The 20,207-nt window shown below is 73.1% G+C and carries 15 protein-coding genes; 9 read left to right on the top strand and 6 right to left on the bottom strand.

The genetic code is table 11. The annotated features are described in order from the left end of the window. Window positions 1-71: 71 nt before the first annotated feature. Complete coding sequence (gene eccCa, locus HNR20_RS12825) at window positions 72-4,055, bottom strand: type VII secretion protein EccCa (RefSeq protein ID WP_184179362.1); 3,984 nt, start codon at window positions 4,053-4,055, stop codon at window positions 72-74. Between the two features lie 101 nt (window positions 4,056-4,156). On the opposite strand from eccCa, the gene eccD reads away from it, so the two are divergent. Beyond that, window positions 4,157-5,560 (top strand): type VII secretion integral membrane protein EccD, encoded by a 1,404-nt coding sequence (gene eccD, locus HNR20_RS12820; RefSeq protein WP_184179360.1) that lies wholly within the window; start codon window positions 4,157-4,159, stop codon window positions 5,558-5,560. Window positions 5,561-5,591: 31 nt separating this feature from the next. Here eccD and HNR20_RS12815 read toward each other — a convergent pair whose 3' ends face one another. Then, window positions 5,592-6,098 (bottom strand): inorganic diphosphatase, encoded by a 507-nt coding sequence (locus HNR20_RS12815; RefSeq protein WP_109816465.1) that lies wholly within the window; start codon window positions 6,096-6,098, stop codon window positions 5,592-5,594. 597 nt (window positions 6,099-6,695) lie between these two features. Between HNR20_RS12815 and dacB the strand changes: the two genes are divergently transcribed. From dacB to tilS, 3 genes are all read left to right on the top strand, one after another. Then, entirely contained in the window at window positions 6,696-8,165 is a 1,470-nt protein-coding gene (gene dacB, locus HNR20_RS12810) for a D-alanyl-D-alanine carboxypeptidase/D-alanyl-D-alanine endopeptidase (protein WP_221310489.1), read from the top strand. Between the two features lie 82 nt (window positions 8,166-8,247). Next, the gene (locus tag HNR20_RS12805) at window positions 8,248-9,318 is read left to right on the top strand and encodes an Rv3626c family coenzyme F420 biosynthesis-associated protein (RefSeq protein WP_184179358.1); all 1,071 of its coding nucleotides are present in this window, start codon (window positions 8,248-8,250) and stop codon (window positions 9,316-9,318) included. A gap of 10 nt (window positions 9,319-9,328) precedes the next feature. After that, window positions 9,329-10,321 (top strand): tRNA lysidine(34) synthetase TilS, encoded by a 993-nt coding sequence (gene tilS / locus HNR20_RS12800; protein ID WP_184179356.1) that lies wholly within the window; start codon window positions 9,329-9,331, stop codon window positions 10,319-10,321. 18 nt (window positions 10,322-10,339) lie between these two features. Here tilS and HNR20_RS12795 read toward each other — a convergent pair whose 3' ends face one another. Beyond that, window positions 10,340-11,302, bottom strand: coding sequence for a GlxA family transcriptional regulator (locus HNR20_RS12795; protein ID WP_184179354.1), 963 nt, complete (start codon window positions 11,300-11,302; stop codon window positions 10,340-10,342). 42 nt (window positions 11,303-11,344) lie between these two features. Here HNR20_RS12795 and HNR20_RS12790 point away from each other — a divergent pair, with 42 nt between their 5' ends. The 4 genes from HNR20_RS12790 to folE all read left to right on the top strand — a co-directional run bounded on the left by HNR20_RS12790 (window position 11,345) and on the right by folE (window position 15,448). Further along, window positions 11,345-11,590: a hypothetical protein gene (locus tag HNR20_RS12790; protein WP_184189387.1), complete on the top strand. Its 246-nt coding sequence runs from the start codon at window positions 11,345-11,347 to the stop codon at window positions 11,588-11,590. 99 nt (window positions 11,591-11,689) lie between these two features. Continuing rightward, window positions 11,690-12,265, top strand: a complete 576-nt coding sequence (gene hpt, locus HNR20_RS12785) for a hypoxanthine phosphoribosyltransferase (RefSeq protein WP_184179352.1) — start codon at window positions 11,690-11,692, stop codon at window positions 12,263-12,265. 466 nt (window positions 12,266-12,731) lie between these two features. After that, window positions 12,732-14,747: an ATP-dependent zinc metalloprotease FtsH gene (ftsH, locus tag HNR20_RS12780; RefSeq protein WP_184179350.1), complete on the top strand. Its 2,016-nt coding sequence runs from the start codon at window positions 12,732-12,734 to the stop codon at window positions 14,745-14,747. 35 nt (window positions 14,748-14,782) lie between these two features. Beyond that, window positions 14,783-15,448 (top strand): GTP cyclohydrolase I FolE, encoded by a 666-nt coding sequence (gene folE, locus HNR20_RS12775; RefSeq protein WP_184188381.1) that lies wholly within the window; start codon window positions 14,783-14,785, stop codon window positions 15,446-15,448. 84 nt (window positions 15,449-15,532) lie between these two features. Here folE and HNR20_RS12770 read toward each other — a convergent pair whose 3' ends face one another. Continuing rightward, window positions 15,533-16,252, bottom strand: a complete 720-nt coding sequence (locus tag HNR20_RS12770) for a hypothetical protein (protein WP_184179348.1) — start codon at window positions 16,250-16,252, stop codon at window positions 15,533-15,535. 28 nt (window positions 16,253-16,280) lie between these two features. Then, window positions 16,281-18,842, bottom strand: a complete 2,562-nt coding sequence (locus tag HNR20_RS12765) for an FtsK/SpoIIIE domain-containing protein (RefSeq protein ID WP_184179346.1) — start codon at window positions 18,840-18,842, stop codon at window positions 16,281-16,283. A gap of 194 nt (window positions 18,843-19,036) precedes the next feature. On the opposite strand from HNR20_RS12765, the gene HNR20_RS12760 reads away from it, so the two are divergent. Further along, window positions 19,037-19,600 carry a hypothetical protein gene (locus HNR20_RS12760; protein ID WP_184188379.1) on the top strand — a complete coding sequence of 188 codons (564 nt, stop codon included), beginning with the start codon at window positions 19,037-19,039 and terminating at the stop codon, window positions 19,598-19,600. A 2-nt stretch (window positions 19,601-19,602) separates the two neighbouring features. On the opposite strand, the gene HNR20_RS12755 is transcribed toward HNR20_RS12760, so the two are convergent. Further along, window positions 19,603-20,202 carry a hypothetical protein gene (locus tag HNR20_RS12755; protein WP_184179344.1) on the bottom strand — a complete coding sequence of 200 codons (600 nt, stop codon included), beginning with the start codon at window positions 20,200-20,202 and terminating at the stop codon, window positions 19,603-19,605. Window positions 20,203-20,207: the final 5 nt, after the last annotated feature.

The raw sequence follows: 20,207 nt of genomic DNA, 5'->3' as shown, positions 1-20,207 counted from the left end.
TCCCGACGGAACCATGACGATCGGAGATTACCGGTTTCCCCACCCGTCACGGGAAGAACCGGCGAGTCAGGTCATTGTGGCGGCAGTTGTGCGAGCTGGACGAGGCGTACGCCCTCGCGTCGCGTGACCAGCCGACCACGTCCCGGCGGCAGCGGCCCGGGCCGCACCGGCCCGACGAGTGCGCCCTCGTCCGGGCTGCCCGCCATCACCAGACCGGCGGTGGACAACTCCCGCAGTCGCTGCACGATCGGCTCGTACTGAGCGCGGCCCGCGCCACCGGACCGGCGGGCCAGCACCAGGTGCAACCCGACGTCCCGGGCGTGCGGCAGGTGCTCCTCCAACGCGCGCAACGGGTTCGCCGGCCCGGCCGCCACCAGGTCGTAGTCGTCCACCAGTACGAACAGCTCCGGCCCGGTCCACCAGGACCGCTCCCGCAACTGTTGCGGGGTGACCTCCGGCCCGGGTGCCCGCCGCTCCAGATAACCGGCGGCCGACTCGACCAGGTCGGCGGTGTGCGCTGCCGCGGTGCCGTACCCGATCAGGTGTGGCGTCTCGATGGCGCCGAGCAGGCTGCGCCGGTAGTCGACCAGGATCACCCGGGCCTGCTCGGGGGTGAACCGGGTGATGATCGACGTGGCCAGCGCGCGCAGGAACGACGACTTGCCGCACTCCGAGTCCCCGAAGACCACGAAATGCGGCTCGCTGGCGAAGTCGAGCAGCACCGGGCGCAGGTCCGCCTCCGCGATCCCGATCGGCAACCGCAGCCCGGTCGTCGCGGCGAGGTCCAGGTCGGCGTACGGCAGCACCGGCGGGAGCAGCCGGACCCGGGGCGCCGGATGGCCCGCCCACCCCTCGGCGGCTCGTTTGACCAGGTCGGCGGTGTCCCCGCTGGCGGCAGCGAGCTGGGGCAGCGCGGTGAGGAAGTGCAGGCCCTCCGCGGTCACCCCTCGGCCGGAGCGCTCCGGCACGTTCGCGGCCGCACGACGGGCCACCAGCGAGTCGGACGGGTCGCCGAGGCGCAACTCCAACCGTGAACCGAACAGGTCCCGGATCGCCGGGCGGAAGTCCAGCCAGCGCAGCGCCGTGGCGACCACGTGCAGCCCGTACGACAGCCCTCGGGTGGCCAGGTCGGTGACCAGTGGCTCCAAGTCGTCGTACTCGCCGCGGACCGTGCTCCAACCGTCGATCACCAGGAACACGTCACCGAACGGATCGTGGCCCGGCTGGCTGGTCGCCGCCGCTGCGTTCCGTCGCTGCCGGTACGCGGCCATCGACTCCACGCCCAGCTCCGCGAAGCGGCGTTCCCGATCGGCCAGCAGGGTGGCCATCTCGCCGACGGTGCGCCGTACGGCGGTCGGGTCGGCCCGACCGGTCACCCCGCCGACGTGCGGGAGGTCGCGCAGGGCGGCCAGCCCGCCGCCACCGAAGTCGAGGCAGTAGACCTGCACCTCGGCCGGGGTGTGGGTGAGCGCCAGCGCGCAGATCAGCGTACGCAGCGCGGTGGATTTGCCGCTCTGCGGCGCTCCGACCACCGCGACATGCCCGGCGGCACCGTCCAGCGCCAGCCAGAGCAGGTCCCGTCGCTGCTCCAACGGCTTGTCCACGATGGCGAGCGGCACTCCGAGCGCGCCGTGCAGCTCCGGGTTGCCCACGGTGAGCCCGCGCTTCGGGTCCACCTCCACCGGGCCGAGCAGCTCGTCCAGGGCCGGCGGCTGACCGAGCGGCGGGAGCCAGACCTGGTGCGCCGGCGGGCCCTGTCCGACGAGCCGGTCCACCAGCAGGTCGAGCAGTGTCTCTCTGCCCTCCTCCTCCGCGACGACGGGCGCGACCGGGGTTGTCGGCTCGGGCACCGGCACGACGTGGGTGGTGAAGGTGAGCAGTCGCGCGCCCCCCTCGGCGCTCACGCCGGCCGTCGCGGCCCGACGCCGGACGGCACCCGAGACGTACGCGGCCTTGAACCGGGCCAGCGGGTCGGTGCCGGCGCGCAGGTAGCCGTGGCCCGGCGAGCGGGGCAGCTCGTGGGCGTCCGCCACCCCGAGCACGGTGCGGGACTCCAGCGCGGAGAAGGTACGCAGACCGATCCGGTACGACAGGTGGGTGTCCAGCCCGCGGAGTCGCCCCTCTTCCAGCCGCTGGCTGGCGAGCAGCAGGTGCACGCCGAGCGACCGGCCCAGCCGGCCGATCTGCACGAACAGGTCGATGAAGTCGGGCTTGGCGGAGAGCAGTTCGGAGAATTCGTCGCAGATCAGCAGCAGCGACGGCAGCGGGGCCAGTGGGCTGCCGGCCGCCCGGGCCCGTTCGTAGTCGCGCACGCTGGCGAAGTTGCCGGCGCGCCGCAGCAGCTCCTGGCGGCGGACGAGTTCCCCGTTGATCGCGTCGACCATCCGGTCGACCAGGGGCAACGCGTCGGCCAGGTTGGTGATCACGGCTGCGGTGTGCGGCAGCCGGTCGAACGAGGCGAAGGTGGCGCCACCCTTGAAGTCGACGAGCACGAAGTTGAGCTGCTCGGAGCTGTGCGTCACGGCCAGCCCCAGCACCAGCGTGCGAAGCAGCTCGGACTTGCCGGAACCGGTCGCCCCGATGAGCAGGCCGTGCGGACCCATCCCGTCCTGGGCGGACTCCTTGAGGTCCAACTCGATGGCACCGCCGTCCGCGCCCACCCCGATCGGCACCCGCAGCCGGTCGCGCGCCGAGCGCGGGAGCCAGCCCTGCTCGGCCGTGAAGCTCTCCGGGTCGCCGAGACCCAGTAGCTCGGGAAGGCCCAGGTCGGCCTGGAGTGGGGCATCGGGTCCGCGGGACGCGCCAGCGAGGCGCAGCGGCGCCAACCGTCGGGCGATCGCCTCGGCGTCGGCGAGGTCGAGCTGGTCGGCGGTGCCCACCTCGGCGTGCCCGTCGGACGACCATGAGTGCAGCCGCCGCCCGTGCAACTCGAGCAGCAGCGCGTACCGGTCGAGCAGCCGTGGCGCCGGGGTGTCCAGGTCCAGCACGGTGACCGCGTCGATACCGCCGTCACCGGTCAGGTCACTGGCACCGGTCAGGTCGCCGCCGTCGAGGACCACCACCACGTGCGGGCCGTCGGTGGCCGGGCCGGCCGGGCTGAACCGGGACCGGCTGGCGAGTACGTCGGCCAGCAGGCGTTCCAGCTCGGCGGCGGAGCTGGTCACCAGGCGTACCGGTCCGAGCGCGTCGGTGCGGCCGGGGTGGTGGGCGTGCGGGAGCCATTTCACCCACTCCCAGCAGGTCCGGCGTTCCGGGCCGGCGCAGACCGCGACGAGCAGCTCGTCGGGGGCGTGGAAGACCGCCAGTTGGGTCAGCACCGCCCGGGCCAGCGCCTGCGCCGCCGGGTCGCCGGTGGGTGGTCCGGCGGTGGCCGGGGCGCCGCTCCCGGTCCGGCCGGCCGGCCGCACGTGCACGCGGGCGAAGCTGCGCAGCGACAGCGCCACCGGCAGGTCCGGCACCACGGAGTACGCGTCCAGGAAGCGGCGCAGCGCCCCGGCCGTCATCGGCTCCAACTCCTCCAACGGTCGGGTGACCGGTGGAACGAGCGGGGTGGCCAGGGTCTGTGGCCCGACGGCGACCCGCACCACCGCGAAATCGGGGTCGGCGGGGCGCCGCTCCCAGACCCGGTGGCTGTCCACGGTCGACCAGAGCCCGCCTGGGTCCGGGTGCCGGTAGTAGAGCCCGGCCCGCTGCTGTCCAGCGGTCCGTCGAACCCTCCGCCGCAGCGTGGCCAGGTGGCGCAGGTACTCCCGGCGGGCGGCCATCATCTCGGACTTCTTCGGGGTGCCGGAGGCGCTGCCCCAGGACGTCACCAGCATCGCCAACGACGAGAGCCCGAACATTCCGCCCACCACGTACGAGTAGGCGCCGCCGCCCCGGCCGAACATCATCGCCATCGCCACCGTGCCGCCGAGCATGGGCAGCAGCATGAGCATCTGCTGCCACCGCCCGCCGGTCACCACGGGGATCTCCGGCGGGGCCTCGACCGGCAGCTCGCCCGCGGGGATCTCCGGCGCCGGTCGACGTGGCGGGCGCTTGATGACGACGGTGGACACTCGGCCTCCTGACAGCGCTGGGTAACCCGAGCCTGGCTCATGGTAGGTAAAGTCCTGTCGTCCGCGCAGCCTCCGATCCCCTTCGATATGGAGATCAGTCGATGACAACCGGGCTGGCCCGCGTCACCATCAGCGCGCCGCAACGACGGGTGGACGTCGCCCTGCCGGAGCAGGTGCCCCTGGCCGAGCTGCTGCCCGACGTGCTCCGGCACGCCGGTGTCGGGCTGGCCGACGACGGCGAGAAGCACGGCGGTTGGGTTCTCCGTCGCACCGACGGCGCGCTGCTGGTGACCGCTCAGGCGCTGCTGCCGCAGGGCGTCCGCGACGGTGAGGTGCTGCATCTCGTGCCGGCCCGCGCCCACTGGCCCGAGCTGGAGTACGACGACGTGGTCGAGGCGATCGCCGACGGCGCCCGTCGCCGTGGCGGCGCCTGGTCACCAACCGCCACCCGTGCCGCCGGTCTGGCCGGCGCCGCCGTGCCGCTCTTCGTCGGGCTGCTCGCCCTGCTCGCCGGCGGCCCGACGCACCGGGCCGGCTGGCTGGCGGCCGCTGTGGTGGCGCTGATGCTCACCGTGGCCGGCACGGTGGCGTCCCGCGCCAACGGCGACGGCGCCGCCGGGGCGACGCTCGGCGGTTACGCGCTGCCGTACGCGTTCATGGCCGGCGCCCTCGCGGTCGGCTCCGGCGACCCGGTCGGGCCGGTCGGGCCGGCCCGCTGGGTGGGTGCGCCCGAGCTGCTGGCCGGCTCGGTGGCGCTGCTGCTGGTGGCGCTGATCGGCCTGCTCGGGGTGGCCAGCCGGCTGCGGGTCTTCGTGGCCGGTGTCACGGTCGGCCTGATCAGCGCCGGGGCCGCGCTCGGTGGGCTGCTGCTGACGTCGGCCGGCACGGCCGCGGTGCTGCTCAGCGCACTGGTCTTCGCGGTCGGCGTGATCCCGCTGCTGGCCATCCGGCTGGGCAAGTTGCCCTTGCCGCCCATCACCCTGCCGGCCTCGACCTCCGCGGAAGAGCCGGAGCGGGCCCGGGATCTGCCGGACCGAAGCCGGGTACACGCCGCGGTGACCCGCACCGAGGAGATGCTCACCGGGATGTTGATCGGGCACGCCCTGCTGGTGGTGGCCTCGGCGGTCGTACTCGGTCTTGCTGGTGGAACGGCCGGTCGGGTGCTGGTCGCGGTCACCTCGGCGGTGCTGCTGCTGCGGTCGCGGCTGTTCGTGGCGCTGCGGCACCGGGTGCCGACGGTGCTCGCCGGGCTGGCCGGCTACGCGGTGCTGGGCGCGGTGCTGGTCGGCCGGGCCGACGACGCGGGGCGACTGGCGCTGGTCCTGGGTGGTGCGGCGCTGGCCCTGGTGGCCGCGGCCAGCGGCACCGGGTACGCCCGCCGGCCGGTCTCGCCGTACCTCGGCAGGGTCGCGGACCTCACCGACACGGCCCTGGTGGTCGCCGTGGTGCCGATCGCCTGCGCGGTGCTCGACCTGTACGACCGGGCCCGGGGGCTGCTCGGTTGAGCGGCCCCCGGGCCCGGTGCGTCAGCGGTTGTCAGTGGGCGGATTCGCCGCGCGCCTCGGCGTCGCGGGCCCGCTGGTAGGAGGCGTGGATCTCGGCCTCGGCCTCGGTGCGGCCGACCCAGGTGGCGCCCTCCACCGACTTGCCGGGCTCCAGGTCCTTGTACACCTCGAAGAAGTGCTGGATCTCGAGCCGGTCGAACTCGCCCAGGTGGTGGATGTCGCGCAGGTGCTCCTGGCGCGGGTCCTCGTAGGGCACGCAGAGGACCTTGTCGTCCCCGCCCTTCTCGTCGGTCATCCGGAACATGCCGATGGTGCGGCAGCGGATCAGGCAGCCCGGGAAGGTCGGCTCGGGGACCAGCACCAGCGCGTCCAGCGGGTCGCCGTCCTCGCCCAGGGTGCCCTCGATGAACCCGTAGTCGGCCGGGTACTGGGTGGAGGTGAAGAGGGTGCGATCCAGCCGGATCCGGCCGGTCTTGTGGTCCACCTCGTACTTGTTCCGGTGACCCTTGGGGATCTCAACCGTCACGTCGAAATCCATGTGCACGCTCCCTCGTCTGCCCACGCTGGCTAACGGAACCACTGGCGGCCCCTCCGGACAGGTGAATGCCCACCCGCCGACTCCGGCCGCCGCATAGTCTTCGGACCGAAGTAGTGTCACCCAAGCCGATTTTCGCTGGGGGAGGAGGGGGTCGTGGGGAGGGAAGATTCACACTACCGCCCGGACGGGGGCTCCGCGCACGGTACCGGACGATCTGGCTCCGGTGGCGCCAGGGGTCGGGTGCCGGTGCCCGAGGCCCACCTTCCACGGGCTCCCGAGCCAGCGACGCCGGCGCCGGAGACGGTGCCCGAGAGGCCTTCACCGCTGCCCTGGCGCCCGCCGGCCGGGTCGGCCCCGCCCGGCTCGAACAACGCCCGCTTCCCGGCGGTCGCCGGTGATCGGCCGGCGAGCGGCCCGCCGCGCGGGAACGCCGCGGTTCCGGTCAACTCCGCCCCGACCAGCCCGGCCCGGGGCGGCCCGCCGCGCGGGAGCGCCGCGGTTCCGGTCAGCCCGGTCCCGACCAGCCCGTCGTCCGGTCACGGGCCGACCGCCCCCAACCTGAACGGCGTCCCGCCGCTGGGTCCGCCGATCTCCGCGCTGCCCGCACCCGCCGGTGCCGCGCCGGCGCCCGAGCCCGTCACACCGCGTCGCCGGCGGCGGCTGCCGGTGGTGTTGGCCGTCGTCCTGCTGCTGGTGCTCGCCGGCGTCGGAGTCGTCGTCACCCGGCCCGGTCCGGTCGCCGGATGGCTGGGCGACGACAACGGTTCCGCCCCGAGTGCCGTCGGCGTGACCCCGGAGCCCGACCCGTCGGACGTGCTGCCCGGCCCGGACCCGAACGCCCCGGTGCCCACCCCGGACGGGGTTCGTGCCGCGCTTGACCCGCTGGTCGGGGTCTCCGCCCTGGGCGACCGGGTGAACGTCTCGGTAGCCGATGTCATCACCGGCCAGACGTTGTTCGACAAGGGCGCTGACGACGGCACCGTGCCCGCCTCGGTGACCAAGTTGGCGACCGCGGTGACCGTGCTGGCGGCCCGTGGACCCGGCTACCGGATCCCGACTCGCGCCGTGGCCGGCGCGAAGGCCGGCGAGGTAGTGATCATCGGTGGCGGTGATCCCACCATCGCGATCGACAAGAAGGGCTACTACCCGGGAGCGGCACGTCTCGACGATCTGGCCGCCCAGGTGCGTACCGCGCTCGGCGGCACCACCCCGACCAGTGTCACCATCGACGGCTCGGTCTACTCCGGCCCGGTCTACGGTCCGGGCTGGGACTCCGACATCCCCACCGGTGGGTCTGGCGGCGCGGTGACCGCGTTGATGACCGATGGCGCGCGCAGGGACCCGGGCGTCGAGCACGGGGCCGCCGCCCGGTTCAGCGAGCCGGACCTGGCGGCCGGTAAGGCGTTCGCCCGGCTGCTCGGCGTGCCGGCCAGCGCGGTGAAGCGTGGCACCGCTCCAGCGCCGGCGGCAGCCGGTGGCACCCCGGCACCGGGCACCGAACTGGGTGTGGTGCAGTCTCCGCCGATGATCCGGCTGGTCGACATCATGATCAGCGAGAGTGACAACCTGGTGGCCGAGGCGCTGGCCCGTCAGGTCGCGCTGGCCCGCAACCAGCCGGCCTCGTTCGACGGGGGCGCCGCCGCGATGGACGCCGAGGTGGCCGAGCTGGGCCTGCCCGCCGACGAGATCACGCTCTCCGACGGCAGCGGGCTGTCCCGCCGCAACCGGATCAGCCCGTCGTTGCTGACCGACCTGATCCGACTGGCGGCCAGCCCGGACCATCCGGAGTTGGCCGGCGTCTTCGGTGGCCTGCCGGTGGGCGCCTGGTCCGGGACCCTGGACGAGCGTTACCGCAACGCGCCCGGCACCGCTGCCGGTGCAGGCAGCGTCCGGGCCAAGACCGGCACACTGACCGCCGTGCACGCCATCGCGGGCCTGGTCACTACCGCTGATGGTCGACTGCTCACCTTCGCGGTGCTCACCGACCAGGTGCCGGGCGGGAAGGAAACGGCCCAGCCCGCTCTGGACCGGATCGCCGCCGCGTTGGCTGGTTGCGGCTGCGGCTGAGGAGGGCTCCCGACCCCGCCATCGGCGTCGATCGACGGCGCGAGCCCGGGTCGGGGTGTCGCGGCGCGGGTACGGTGGGTCCATGGCGCAGTTCGTGGACTGGGATCTGGCCGCCGCCACCGCGGGGGCGTTGAGCAAGTCGGGCCCCCGGGTGTCGTTCTCCGAGGCCACCGACGTGGTCGGCGACCTGCGCCGGCTGACCGACGAGGCGGCCGGGCACGTGGCCGACTACACGGGGTTGCGGGCGCAGGTGGCGCATCCGCCGGTCCGGGTGGTCGACCGGCGCGACTGGGCGGCGACCAACATCGCCGGTCTCCGCGAGGTGATCACTCCGCTGGTGAGCCGGCTCTCCGGCGACAAGCAGCCGGGCGCGTTGACCGAGGCGATCGGGTCGAGGCTGACCGGGGTGCAGGCCGGGACCGTGCTGGCCTACCTCTCCGGCCGGGTGCTCGGCCAGTACGAGGTCTTCTCGGCCGACCCGGGCCAGTTGCTGCTGGTCGCACCGAACATCGTCGAGGTGGAGCGCAAGCTCGGCGCCGACCCGCGGGACTTCCGGCTCTGGGTGTGCCTGCACGAGGTCACGCACCGGACCCAGTTCACCGCCGTCCCGTGGATGCGGGCGTACTTCCTCGGTGAGGTGCAGGCGTTCGTCGACGCCTCGTCCAGCGGGAGCGAGCATCTGGTCGAGCGGCTGCGGCGCGGGGTGGCGACGCTCTCCGACGCGGTCCGTGACCCGGAGAGCCGCACCAGCGTGCTGGACATCGTGCAGACCCCGGCGCAGCGGGCGGTGCTCGACCGGCTCACCGCGTTGATGACCCTGCTGGAGGGGCACGCCGAGTTCGTCATGGACGGCGTCGGCCCGCAGGTGATCCCGAGCGTGGAGCGGATCCGGGCGTCGTTCAACCGTCGCCGGGAGGCGGGCAACCCGCTGGAGAAGGCGATCCGCCGGCTGCTCGGGGTGGACGTCAAGATGCGCCAGTACGCCGAGGGGCGCAAGTTCGTGCACGGCGTGGTCGAGCGGGTCGGCATGGACGGGTTCAACTCGATCTTCAACTCGCCGCTCACCCTGCCCCGCCTGTCGGAGCTGGGCGACCCGGACGCCTGGGTGGCCCGGGTGCACGGCCCGGCCGGCACCTTCCCGGCCGCTGGCTGACCACCCGCCGGTGGCCGCGCTCGCCCCGCCGGTGGCCGCGATCCGGGTCGCGGTCCGCCGCGCACTGACCGGGCTGCCGTCCGGCGGGCCGGTGCTGGTCGCCTGCTCCGGTGGCGCCGATTCGCTCGCACTCGCGGCGGCCACCGTGTTCGTGGCGCCTCGGCTGGGCCGCGCCGCGGCGTTCGTCACCGTCGACCACGGCTTGCAGGACGGCTCCGCGCAGCGTGCCGAGGCGGTGGCCGGGTGGGCCCGTGGGGCCGGGTTCGTGTCGGCGACCGTGGTGCGGGTGGAGGTGGCCGGGCGTCCGGGAGGCCCGGAGGCGGCAGCCCGGGAGGCCCGCTACGAGGCGTTGACCGAGGTGGCGCGGCAGCAGAACGCGGTCGCGGTGCTCACCGGGCACACCCGCGACGACCAGGCGGAGACGGTGCTGCTCGCGCTTGCCCGGGGCTCCGGCCCCCGCGGGCTGGCCGGGATGCCGGCCCGGCGGGACCTGGCCGGGGTGCCGCTGCTGCGGCCGCTGCTGGAGATCGGTCGGGAGCAGACGCGCGCGGCGTGTGCCGCGCTCGGGCTGAGCCCGTGGCAGGACCCGCACAACACCGACCCGTCGTACGCCCGCTCCCGGGTACGAGCCGACCTGCTGCCGGCGCTGGTGCGGGCGCTCGGGCCCGGCGTGGTGGACAACCTCGCGCGTACCGCCCGGCTGGTGGCTGCCGACAACGCCGCGCTCGACGAGCTGGCGGCGACGGCGCTCGCGGCGGCGCGGTGTCCCGGCGGAGGGCTCTCCGTGCCGGGGCTGGTCGGTCTGGTTCCCGCGGTACGCGGCCGGGTGCTGCACAGCTGGGCGCGCGAGCTGGGCGCCGTGGCGGGCGCGCTGTCGCACCGGCACGTCAGTGCCCTGGACGCCCTGGTCACCGATTGGCGTGGTCAGGGCCCGACCGATCTGCCGGGGGGTGTCCGGGTGCTTCGCCGCGCCGACCGGCTGACGCCGGTGGAGCCCACCTGACCGTCCCGGCGGGTCGGCTCAGCTGCTGTGCGCCCGGTCCCGGAACGTGGTCCGGTAACTGTGCGGGGTGGCGCCGACTCGGCGGCTGAAGTGGTGGCGTAACGCCGCGGCGTCGCCGAAGCCGGCCTGGTCGGCGACCGCCTCCACGCTCAACGGGGTCTCCTCGAGCAGCCGTCGGGCAAGCAGCACCCGCTGGTTGGTGAGCCAGTCGTGCGGGGTGGTGCCGGTCTCGGCCCGGAACCGACGGGCGAACGTGCGTGGTGCCATGTCGGCGCGGGCGGCCAACTCCTCCACGGTGATCGTCCGGTCCAGGTGACCCATCAACCACTCCAGCACTGGCTCCAGGGTGGGCGCCTCGGGTGCCTTCGGGATGGGCGCCTCGACGTACTGGGACTGGCCGCCGTCGCGGTGTGGCGGCACCACCATCCGCCGGGCCAGCCTGGTCGCCGTGGCCGAGCCGTGCTCCTGGCGGATCAGGTGCAGGCAGGCGTCGATGCCGGCCGCCGTGCCGGCGCTGGTGAGCAGCCGCCCGTCCTGGACGTAGAGCGAGTTGCAGCGCACCCGGGCACGCGGGTGTCGGCGTTGCAGCTCGTCCACGTGCCGCCAGTGGGTCGTGCACTCCCGGTCGTCGAGCAGCCCGGCCTCGCCGAGCAGGAAGGCGCCGGAGCAGACGCTGAACAGGTACGCGCCGCGCGCGTCGGCCCGGCGCAGCGCGTCGAGCACCGGGCCGGGAACGGTGGTGCCCTGGCTGTGCGCGGGGATGGCCACCAGGTCGGCCTCGTCGACCGGGCCGAGGTCGGCGTTCGGGGTGAGGCGGAAGCCGGACGAGGTACGCACGGGAGCGCCGTCGGGGCTGCACACCTGGAAGCGGTAGCCGGGGAAGCCATCGGCGGTGCGGTCGGTGCCGAACACCTCGGCGAGCACGCCGAGCTCGAAGGGAGCGACCTGGTCGAGGGCGAGAACGGCGACGGACCGGAGCATGTGACGAGGGTAACCCGACAGGTGGCAGTAAATCGATGCCCAATGGCATTCCTGCCACTGTCCGGTGGACGCGAGTGGCCGCAAACTGGTTTCAGTCCGGTGCGCACCGGCGGCGAAACCGACAGCAATCATGCGAAAGCGAGCGCCGCCATGGAGTTCCTGTTCTTCCTCGTGTTCCTCGTCCTGCTCGTCGCCGCCTCGGCGGCGGGCCTCACCGCTGACAGTCACGATTCGGCCGACTGGAAGCCCAGCGACGACGGCCGCCGCTGGCGGTCCCGCACCAACTGATGTGATTGGCATTATTTGCCCGGAAAATCCCTGGCGGGACCGCGCCAAAAGGTGCGGCCCCGCCGACGGAGGCCATCCGACGTACGGCAGGCTAGGAGCATGGCTGACGGCTCCTGGTACGACGCCGACATCGACCACGTGATCATCTCCGAGGCGCAGATCCGCGAGAAGACGGCGGAACTGGCCAAGCAGGTCTCCGCCGACTACGCCCACGTGGGCGACGGACTGCTGCTGGTATGCGTACTCAAGGGTGCGGTGATGTTCATGGCGGACTTCGCCCGGGCGCTGGGCCGCAACGGCCCGCCGGCCGAGCTCGACTTCATGGCCATCTCGTCCTACGGCCAGGGCACCACCTCCTCCGGGGTGGTCCGCATCCTCAAGGACCTGGATCGGGACATCGCCGGTCGGCACGTGGTGGTCGTCGAGGACATCGTCGACTCCGGGCTCACCCTCTCCTGGCTGCTGCGCTACCTCGAGTCGCGTTCGGCGGCGAGCGTCGAGGTCGTCGCGCTGTTCCGCAAGCCGGACGCGGTCAAGGTGCCGGTCGCAGTGAAGTACGTCGGCTTCGACATCCCCACCGAGTTCGTGGTCGGCTACGGCCTGGACTTCGGTGAGCGCTACCGGGAGCTGCCCTACGTCGGGGTGCTCAAGCCCGAGGTCTACGCCCGCTCCTGACGCCCGGACCGGGGGTGACCCGGTGGCGGCGCGAGGCCGACTCGCATCGGTATCCATCAAGCCGACGTTCAGCGCGCTCTCAGGTGTTGCGGCTACCGTGGACCCCGGTGGCGTGGAGGTAACTCCTCGCCCGACCCCCTCGACCGCGTGACCGGGCGTTCAGGTGGCCGGGCCGGACTCTCCGCCACGCCGGTTTCTGCCCGGACCCGCCGTACGTTCGTTGCGGGGCTGGTGGGCCTGCCCACGATGCGTGCCGTCGATCTCGAAGGTGTGCCGAGTGCGGGGCTCGCAAGCTCACTCCTCGCGTACACGGTGTACCGTCGAATGACCGCGGCGCGGCAGTTTTCGCGCTTCGGGGTCGAGGCCGGCCCGCACGGCGGCTCCGGCCGCCGCTCACGCGGCGACACCATCAGACGGTCAGGACGTCGATCAGGAGGATGCGGGCGCTCCGGCGCTCGACAACAGTATGGAACGTACGCGTTTCTTCCGCCGACCGGTGGTCTGGATCATCCTGGTCATCCTCGGCGCCGTTGTGCTCAGTCAGCTGTTCACCGCTGGTCCCAGCTACCACCGCGTGGACACTTCCGTTGCGCTCGATCAGCTCCACACCGCCAAGATCAACAAGGTGGTCTTCCAGGACAAGGAGCAGACGCTCCAGCTGGACCTGGCGCAGAAGACCAAGTTCGGTAAGACCGAGACCAACAAGATCGAGGCTCAGTTCCCGTACCAGGCTGGCGACCAGATCTGGAACGAGGTGCTGGACGCCAAGGCGGCCAACCGGGTCACCGGCCCGGCCGACGCCAAGGTCTCGTCGGACAGCATCTGGGTGAGCCTGCTGGTCAACCTGCTGCCGATCGCGTTGCTCGTCCTCCTGCTGCTGTTCTTCATGTCGCAGATGCAGGGTGGCGGCTCCCGGGTGCTCAACTTCGGCAAGTCCAAGGCGAAGATGATCACCAAGGACACGCCGAAGACGACCTTCGAGGACGTCGCGGGTGCCGAGGAGGCCGTCGAGGAACTGCACGAGATCAAGGACTTCCTGCAGAACCCTGCGAAGTACCAGGCCCTGGGTGCCAAGATCCCGAAGGGCGTGCTGCTGTTCGGCCCGCCCGGCACCGGCAAGACGCTGCTGGCCCGCGCGGTCGCCGGCGAGGCCGGGGTGCCCTTCTACTCCATCTCCGGCTCCGACTTCGTGGAGATGTTCGTCGGTGTCGGCGCCAGCCGGGTCCGCGACCTCTTCGAGCAGGCCAAGACGAACGCCCCGGCGATCGTCTTCGTCGACGAGATCGACGCCGTCGGTCGGCACCGCGGCGCCGGCATGGGCGGCGGTCACGACGAGCGCGAGCAGACGCTCAACCAGCTGCTCGTCGAGATGGACGGCTTCGACACCAAGGGCGGGGTCATCCTGATCGCGGCCACCAACCGACCGGACATCCTCGACCCGGCGCTGCTGCGCCCGGGCCGGTTCGACCGGCAGATCCCGGTGGACGCCCCCGACATGGAGGGCCGCAAGGCCGTCCTGCGGGTGCACGCCAAGGGCAAGCCGTTCGCCCCCGACGTCGACCTTGACGCGGTGGCGCGACGTACCCCGGGCTTCAGCGGCGCCGACCTGGCCAACGTGATCAACGAGTCCGCGCTGCTCACCGCCCGCAAGGACCAGCGGGCGATCACCAACGACTCGCTGGAAGAGTCGATCGACCGGGTGGTCGCCGGTCCGCAGCGTCGGACCCGGGTGATGAGCGACCAGGAAAAGAAGATCACCGCGTACCACGAGGGTGGGCACGCACTGGTCGCCTGGGCGCTGCCGCACGCCGCGCCGGTGCACAAGGTGACGATCCTGTCCCGTGGCCGCTCCCTGGGCCACACCCTGGTGCTCCCGACCGAAGACAAGTACACCCAGACCCGCGCCGAGATGATCGACACCCTGGCGTACGCGCTGGGTGGCCGGGCCGCCGAGGAACTGGTCTTCCACGAGCCCACCACCGGTGCCGGCAACGACATCGAGAAGGCCACCCAACTGGCCCGCGCGATGATCACGCAGTACGGCATGAGCTCCAAGCTCGGCGCGATCAAGTACGGCACCAGCGGGGACGAGCCGTTCCTCGGCCGCAACATGGGCCACGAGCGGGACTACTCGGACTCGGTCGCCGCCGAGATCGACGGTGAGATGCGGGCACTGGTCGAGCTGGCGCACGACGAGGCCTGGGAGATCCTGGTGGAATACCGGGACGTCCTGGACAACATCGTGCTCGAGCTGATGGAGAAGGAAACCCTCTCCACCGCCGACATGGCGCGGATCTGCTCCCGGGTGGTCAAGCGCCCGCCGCTGGCGCCGTACAACGGCTTCGGCAAGCGTCAGCCCTCGACCGAGCCGCCCGTGCTCACCCCTGCGGAGAAGGACAAGCTCAAGGCGCAGGCCCAGGCGGACGGCGCGCAGGCGTCGGTCGGCGGGGCGCCGTCCAACAACTCGGACGGCACACACTGAGCAACGACCCGACGGCCAGCTCCCCGCACCGGGAGCTGGCCGTCTCCGCGACCGAGCCCGACGGCGACGACGAGCTGGACTATGTGGCCGCCCGGCTGATCAGCGGCAAGCTGACCGGCCGCCCGGTCGAGGACGCGGTCGACCTGGGCCGGATCGAGAAGGCCGTTCGCGAGATCCTGATCGCGGTCGGTGAGGACCCGGACCGCGACGGGCTCCAGCAGACCCCGGCCCGGGTCGCCCGCGCGTACGCCGAGCTGTTCGCCGGCCTGCGGGTCGACCCGGCGCAGGTGCTCAGCACCACCTTCGAGGCCAACCACGAAGAGCTGGTGATCGTCCGGGACATCGACGTGATGAGCCTCTGTGAGCACCACCTGCTGCCGTTCCGTGGCGTCGCGCACATCGGGTACATCCCCGGCCCGGACGGACGGATCACCGGCCTGTCCAAGCTGGCCCGACTGGTCGAGGTCTTCGCCCGCCGGCCTCAGGTGCAGGAGCGGCTCACCTCGCAGGTTGCCGACCTGCTGATGAGCAAACTCGCCCCGCGCGGTGTCGTCGTCGTGCTGGAGTGCGAGCACATGTGCATGGCGATGCGCGGCATCCAGAAGTCCGGTGCCAAGACCATCACCTCAGCGGTACGCGGCATCCTCCAGACGGACTCCAAGTCCCGCTCCGAGGCGATGGCGCTGATCATCCCGCGCTGACATCCCGCTGCACCACGGCCGGCCGGCTCCCCTCGCGGGACGGCCGGCCGTTGCAGTTCCGGCCCCCCGGAACAGTCGGGCGGATCAGCCGGCGAGCAGGGCCAGCAGCAAGCCTGCCGTGACCAGCACCGCCGGCACCAGGCACACCAGTGCGCCGAAACGCACCGTGCGGTCCAGCCGCTCAGTCGGGCTGACCCGGAACAACCGCCCAACACCCACCCACCCGGCGACGAACGCGACCGCCGGCATCGGCAGCCCGCAGATCAGTGCCGCCACACTGGCCGGCCCCACCCCCGTCGCCGCGTACACCGCGACCTGGATCAGCGGCACCAGCAGCGCCAACGGCCCGTACACCAGGAGGTTGCGCGCCCGCGCGGGCCAGGACCCCGGTCGGAACCGGCGGCGCGCGGCCAGGGCCGCGTCCGCCGCCTCGGCCCGGCCCCGCGCGGCCCGCAGCGCCGCCAGCACGGCCGCCGGGCCGCCCGCCATCGACCGGGACGCCTCGGTCAGCTCCGGCGGCGACGGCACCAGGGAAATCGCGGGTACGCCCAACTCACGCAGCCGTTCCTGCTGGCTCGCCAGCCCGGTCCGGACCACCGTCAGCTCCTCCCGGGCAGCCTCCGCAGACCGGGCCTGCTCGCCGGCGGCGGCAGCCGCGCCGCGGCGCACCCCGTCGAGCTGGCGGGCGGCGGCCAGGTACTCCGCCCAGGCCGTGCTGGGCTCGACCGCCGCTGCCGTGGTGTCCTCGCTCGCCGCGGCGACCCGCTGCCGACCCGGCCCGGTCACCGTCGCGTTCGGAACCATCTCGACACCCCCCGCCCGCGTCACCAGATCACCCGGCCTCGTCGGCGAACGGCACCAGGACCGTGCCCCGCTCGTCCGGACCGTCCCAGAGCACCGCCCGGTCCGGGCGAGCCCGCCACTCCATCGGCCGGCCGAAGACCGCGGCGAGCTGCGCGACCGGCACGTCCAGCACGGCCACGGCGGCCAGCTTGTCGACCTCGCCCTCGGGCTCCAGCAGCGCGGCGAACGGCGGCACCGCGCGCCACCAACCAAGCAGGTGCCTACCCGCCGGTGGTCCGTCCCGCAGCAGCGCACGCAGCCGGTCCACCGGCAGCTCCCGAGGGCCCGGCCGGTCCAGCCCGAAGACCACCAGGTACGTCGGCAGGTCGTCGGCGGCGTCCGCGAGCAGCGTCGGCAGGTCCACCATCTCGGCCGGATGCCGGGTCGCCAACTCGGCCGTCAACGCCTCCGCCAGCGCTCGGGCGCCCGGATCCGGTGCCGCCAGCAGGAAGCGGGCGGTGCCCGGCGCATGGTGGTCCGCGGTGCTCCGGGCCGCCGTCGCCAGCAGCCCACCCGCCGCAGCACCCGACCCGAGCACCGCCAGGTTGCGGCCCGCCGCCGGCCCCAACGGTACGGCGACCGTCGATCGGGCCACCCCCACCGCGCGGCCCAGCAGGGCGGCCGGACCGTGCGCCTGCCCCGCCAAGGCGGCTCGGTGCCGCGGATCGTTGCCCAGCAGAGGGCGGGCGTACCCGGCGAAGACCACCGGCGGCGCCGACCCGGCCGGCCGGGCCGTCCACAGCTCGTGCCGCAGCTCCTCCACCACCGTCGGGTGGTCCTGCGGGTCGGGGTGCCGGATCAGCCGTTCGTGACCTCGGGTCGCACCCCGGGGGCCGCCGAGGCCGCCGGCGGTGTTCACCACCGCGCTGCCCACCGGAAGGCCCGCAGCCGAGTCGTTCGTCGGCTCCAGCACCGGGCTGCCGCCCGGCAGCGCCACCCGCACCGGGAACTGCCCCAGCACCGAATCCCGATGACCGGCATCCGCGCGGGCACTCAACCCCAGCTCGCCCGCGCCCGCCAACACCAGGTGCACGCCGTACGCCCGCCCGGCCCGAGCCAGCGCGTCCAACTGAGCGGCCACCTCAGTGGCCAGGCGGTCCCGCTCGGCGAAGAGCAGCGGCACATTGTCCAACACACAGACGATCCGGGGCAGCGGCTGGTGCTGACGCAACTCCGCGAAGCGTTGCCCGCCGGCCCGCGCCCCGGCCTCCGCCCGGCGCTGCACCTCTGCCGTCAACTCGTCGAGCAGATCCCGGACGTACTCCCGGTCGGCTGCCATCGCGGCCGCACGCACCTGCGGGATCCACGACCGGTCCCGCTCGGTCTGCAGGAACTCCACGAACGACTCACCGTCGCCGAGATCCACCAGGTAGAGCGCCAGGTCGTCCGGGCCGTACCGGGCGGCCAGGCCGAGCAGCGCGGTGGTCAGGAACGCCGCGCGACCCCCCGCCGACCGACCACTGACCAGCCAGTGCGGGGTCAGCTCGGTGAAGCCCAGCGGCACCGACCGGCCCCCGGCATCACCGACCGTGGTGGTCAGCCCGTCCGCCGAATCCGACTCCCACAGCCGCTCACCAGTCGGCGGCAGCAGAGCCGCCAACGCCAACCGCGAGCCGGCCTCCACCTGCTCGGCGAGCCGCCGACAAACCGCGTCGACCAGCTCCGCCGGCGGATCCGACTCGACGAAGACCGGCGAGTTCAACCCACCCGGCGAATCCGTGCCCGGGCTGGCGAGGGACGCCCCCGGCGGATCACCGAGCAACGCGTACGCGTTGCGCAGCGCCAGCGGCGTCGTGTGCGGCAGCGGCGCCCGGGCCGCGTACGGGCCGGCGGGCGGCCAGCCGGCCACCACCAGGTGCAGCCCTGCGGTCGGCCCCTGCTCGGCCAGCGCCTCGATCCGCGCCAGATCGGTCGGGCCAGTCGACTCCGGCAGCGCGGCGACCACCAGCAACAGCGTGCGATCGTGGCGGCGTCGTCCACTCGCCCCTGGCGTGACCCACTGCTCCGCCTCGGTCAGCACCGCGCGCAGACCCGCCACGTCCACCGCCGGCGGCGGCAGCAGGCCAGCATCAGCGAGCGCCCCGAACGGGGCCAGCGCGGCGCCCGTGGCATCGACCGCGCGGATCAGCAGGGCACCCGCCGGTGCCGCACCCAGCAACCGCAGGAGTACGGCTCGAAGCAACCCCGCCACCCGCGGCTCCCGGGCGTCAGCGTCCACGCTCAGATGACCAGTGCCCACCAGCGGCACCAACGCGGGAAAGCGGGCGTCGTCCAACGGTGCCGCCGTGCCGACCCGGACGAACGGCGGCGGGCCGTCACCCGCCGGAGAGTCCACGGTGAGCGAGTCCAACGCGGCGCCGGACCAGCCGGGGGCCAGCCGTGCCGCGACCGCCCGCAGGCGGTCGGCCAGCTCGTACTGGCGGCGCTGGTCGGCCGGGGCAGGTCGGGTCTCGTCCAGGATCGCGGTGGCAGCTGTCGCGACCGCCGCCGCCCGGCGATGCAGGGCTGCGGCGCGGTTCGTGCGTGCCTTCGGACCGGCCACCGCATCCACCCCCTCTGCGCGAGGTTGGCAACCCTTCCCCGAGCAGAACGGTATCCCAGCCGAGGCTGCTCCTCCGGGAGGTGCCACGGCGGTGCGTCGGTGATGTCGTGGATCTCACCGGTGGGGAGGGGTCCGTCACGATCCGCTCGATCTGAGGCATTGGCTCCGAGCCGTCCAGCCGATAACTTCAGGAGGTGGAATCAGTGCAGCCCCCCGCCGGTTCCCAGGTCTCCCGCGTACCGGCCCAACGGGCACCGTCCGAGCAGCTGCCGCCGGCCCCTCTGACGCCGGAGCCGCAGCCGCCACGCCGCCGCATGCGGACGGTGCTCACGGTTGTCGCGGGGGTGCTCGCCGTGCTCTGCCTCGGCGGGCTCATCACGGGCCTCGTGCTGTACAACCGCGCCGCCGCCCCGGATCGCAGTGCACCCGACGTGGTGGTGGACAACTATCTCCGCGCGTTCCTGGTGGATCGCAACGACGCGAGAGCGGACCTCTTCACCTGTAAGCGCGGCGCCGACCTTCAGGCCGTCCAAGACCTTCGAGTTGAGACTGAGCAGCGTGAGTCGAAGTTTGGTGTCACCGTGCGGGTTAGCTGGGGCCCGCTGACTCGCACGCCGTCTAGCGGCGGCGAATCCGTTGGCACGACGTTGACCATTGCTGGCTCTGCCGACGGTGTCCCCAGAAGCAGCCGGCGAGAGGACTGGACGTTCAGCGTCGTCGAGGATGACGATGGTTGGCGAGTTTGTGGCGGCACACGGGCTAGTTGACGTCACTCAATCCACAACAGGTGGACCGGGACCTCCAAGGTGGTGGGTGACTGGCCGCGCCAGGCCCAGCGGTACCACTCCACCTCGGGCGTGATCCGCACGCAGATGTCGCCTTCGGCGCCTGAGTAGGTCTCGGTGACGGCTCGTAGGTGGCGGTGTTCCAGACCGCCCTCGACGTGCACCACCCGGCGTCCGGTGACGGCGTCCGCCTCGAAGACGGGTGTGGGGGTCCGGTGTGCCGGACCGTCCAGCGAGACCAACCGGATGCCGGTTTCGCGGGTGCCCTCCGACCCTGACCGGCTGCCGACCGTCTCCACCCAGACCCGCTCCACCGGCACCAGCGGCGCGAACACCTCGACCTGGTCGGCCTCGGCCCGGTACCACTCGTGCTCGGGGATCACCGGCACGTAGGTCCGCGCGCCCTGCACCACCCGGTCGTCCGCGCGCAGGTCGCCCCGCCAACCCAGCCCCGGCAGACCGACCAGTACGCGGCGCCCCCGCAACTCCACGCGCTCGGTGGCGGGAACGATGGCCATCGGGCGGGGCGGCCGAGGCGCCCAGTCGGGTTGGTCGGCGAACGGGTCCGGCATCGGTCCGGTCATGTCGG

Source organism: Micromonospora parathelypteridis (assembly GCF_014201145.1).
Taxonomy (GTDB): Bacteria; Actinomycetota; Actinomycetes; order Mycobacteriales; family Micromonosporaceae; genus Micromonospora; species Micromonospora parathelypteridis.
The sequence above is the reverse complement of the archived record's forward strand: the minus strand, read 5'-3'. Positions and strand labels throughout refer to the sequence as shown.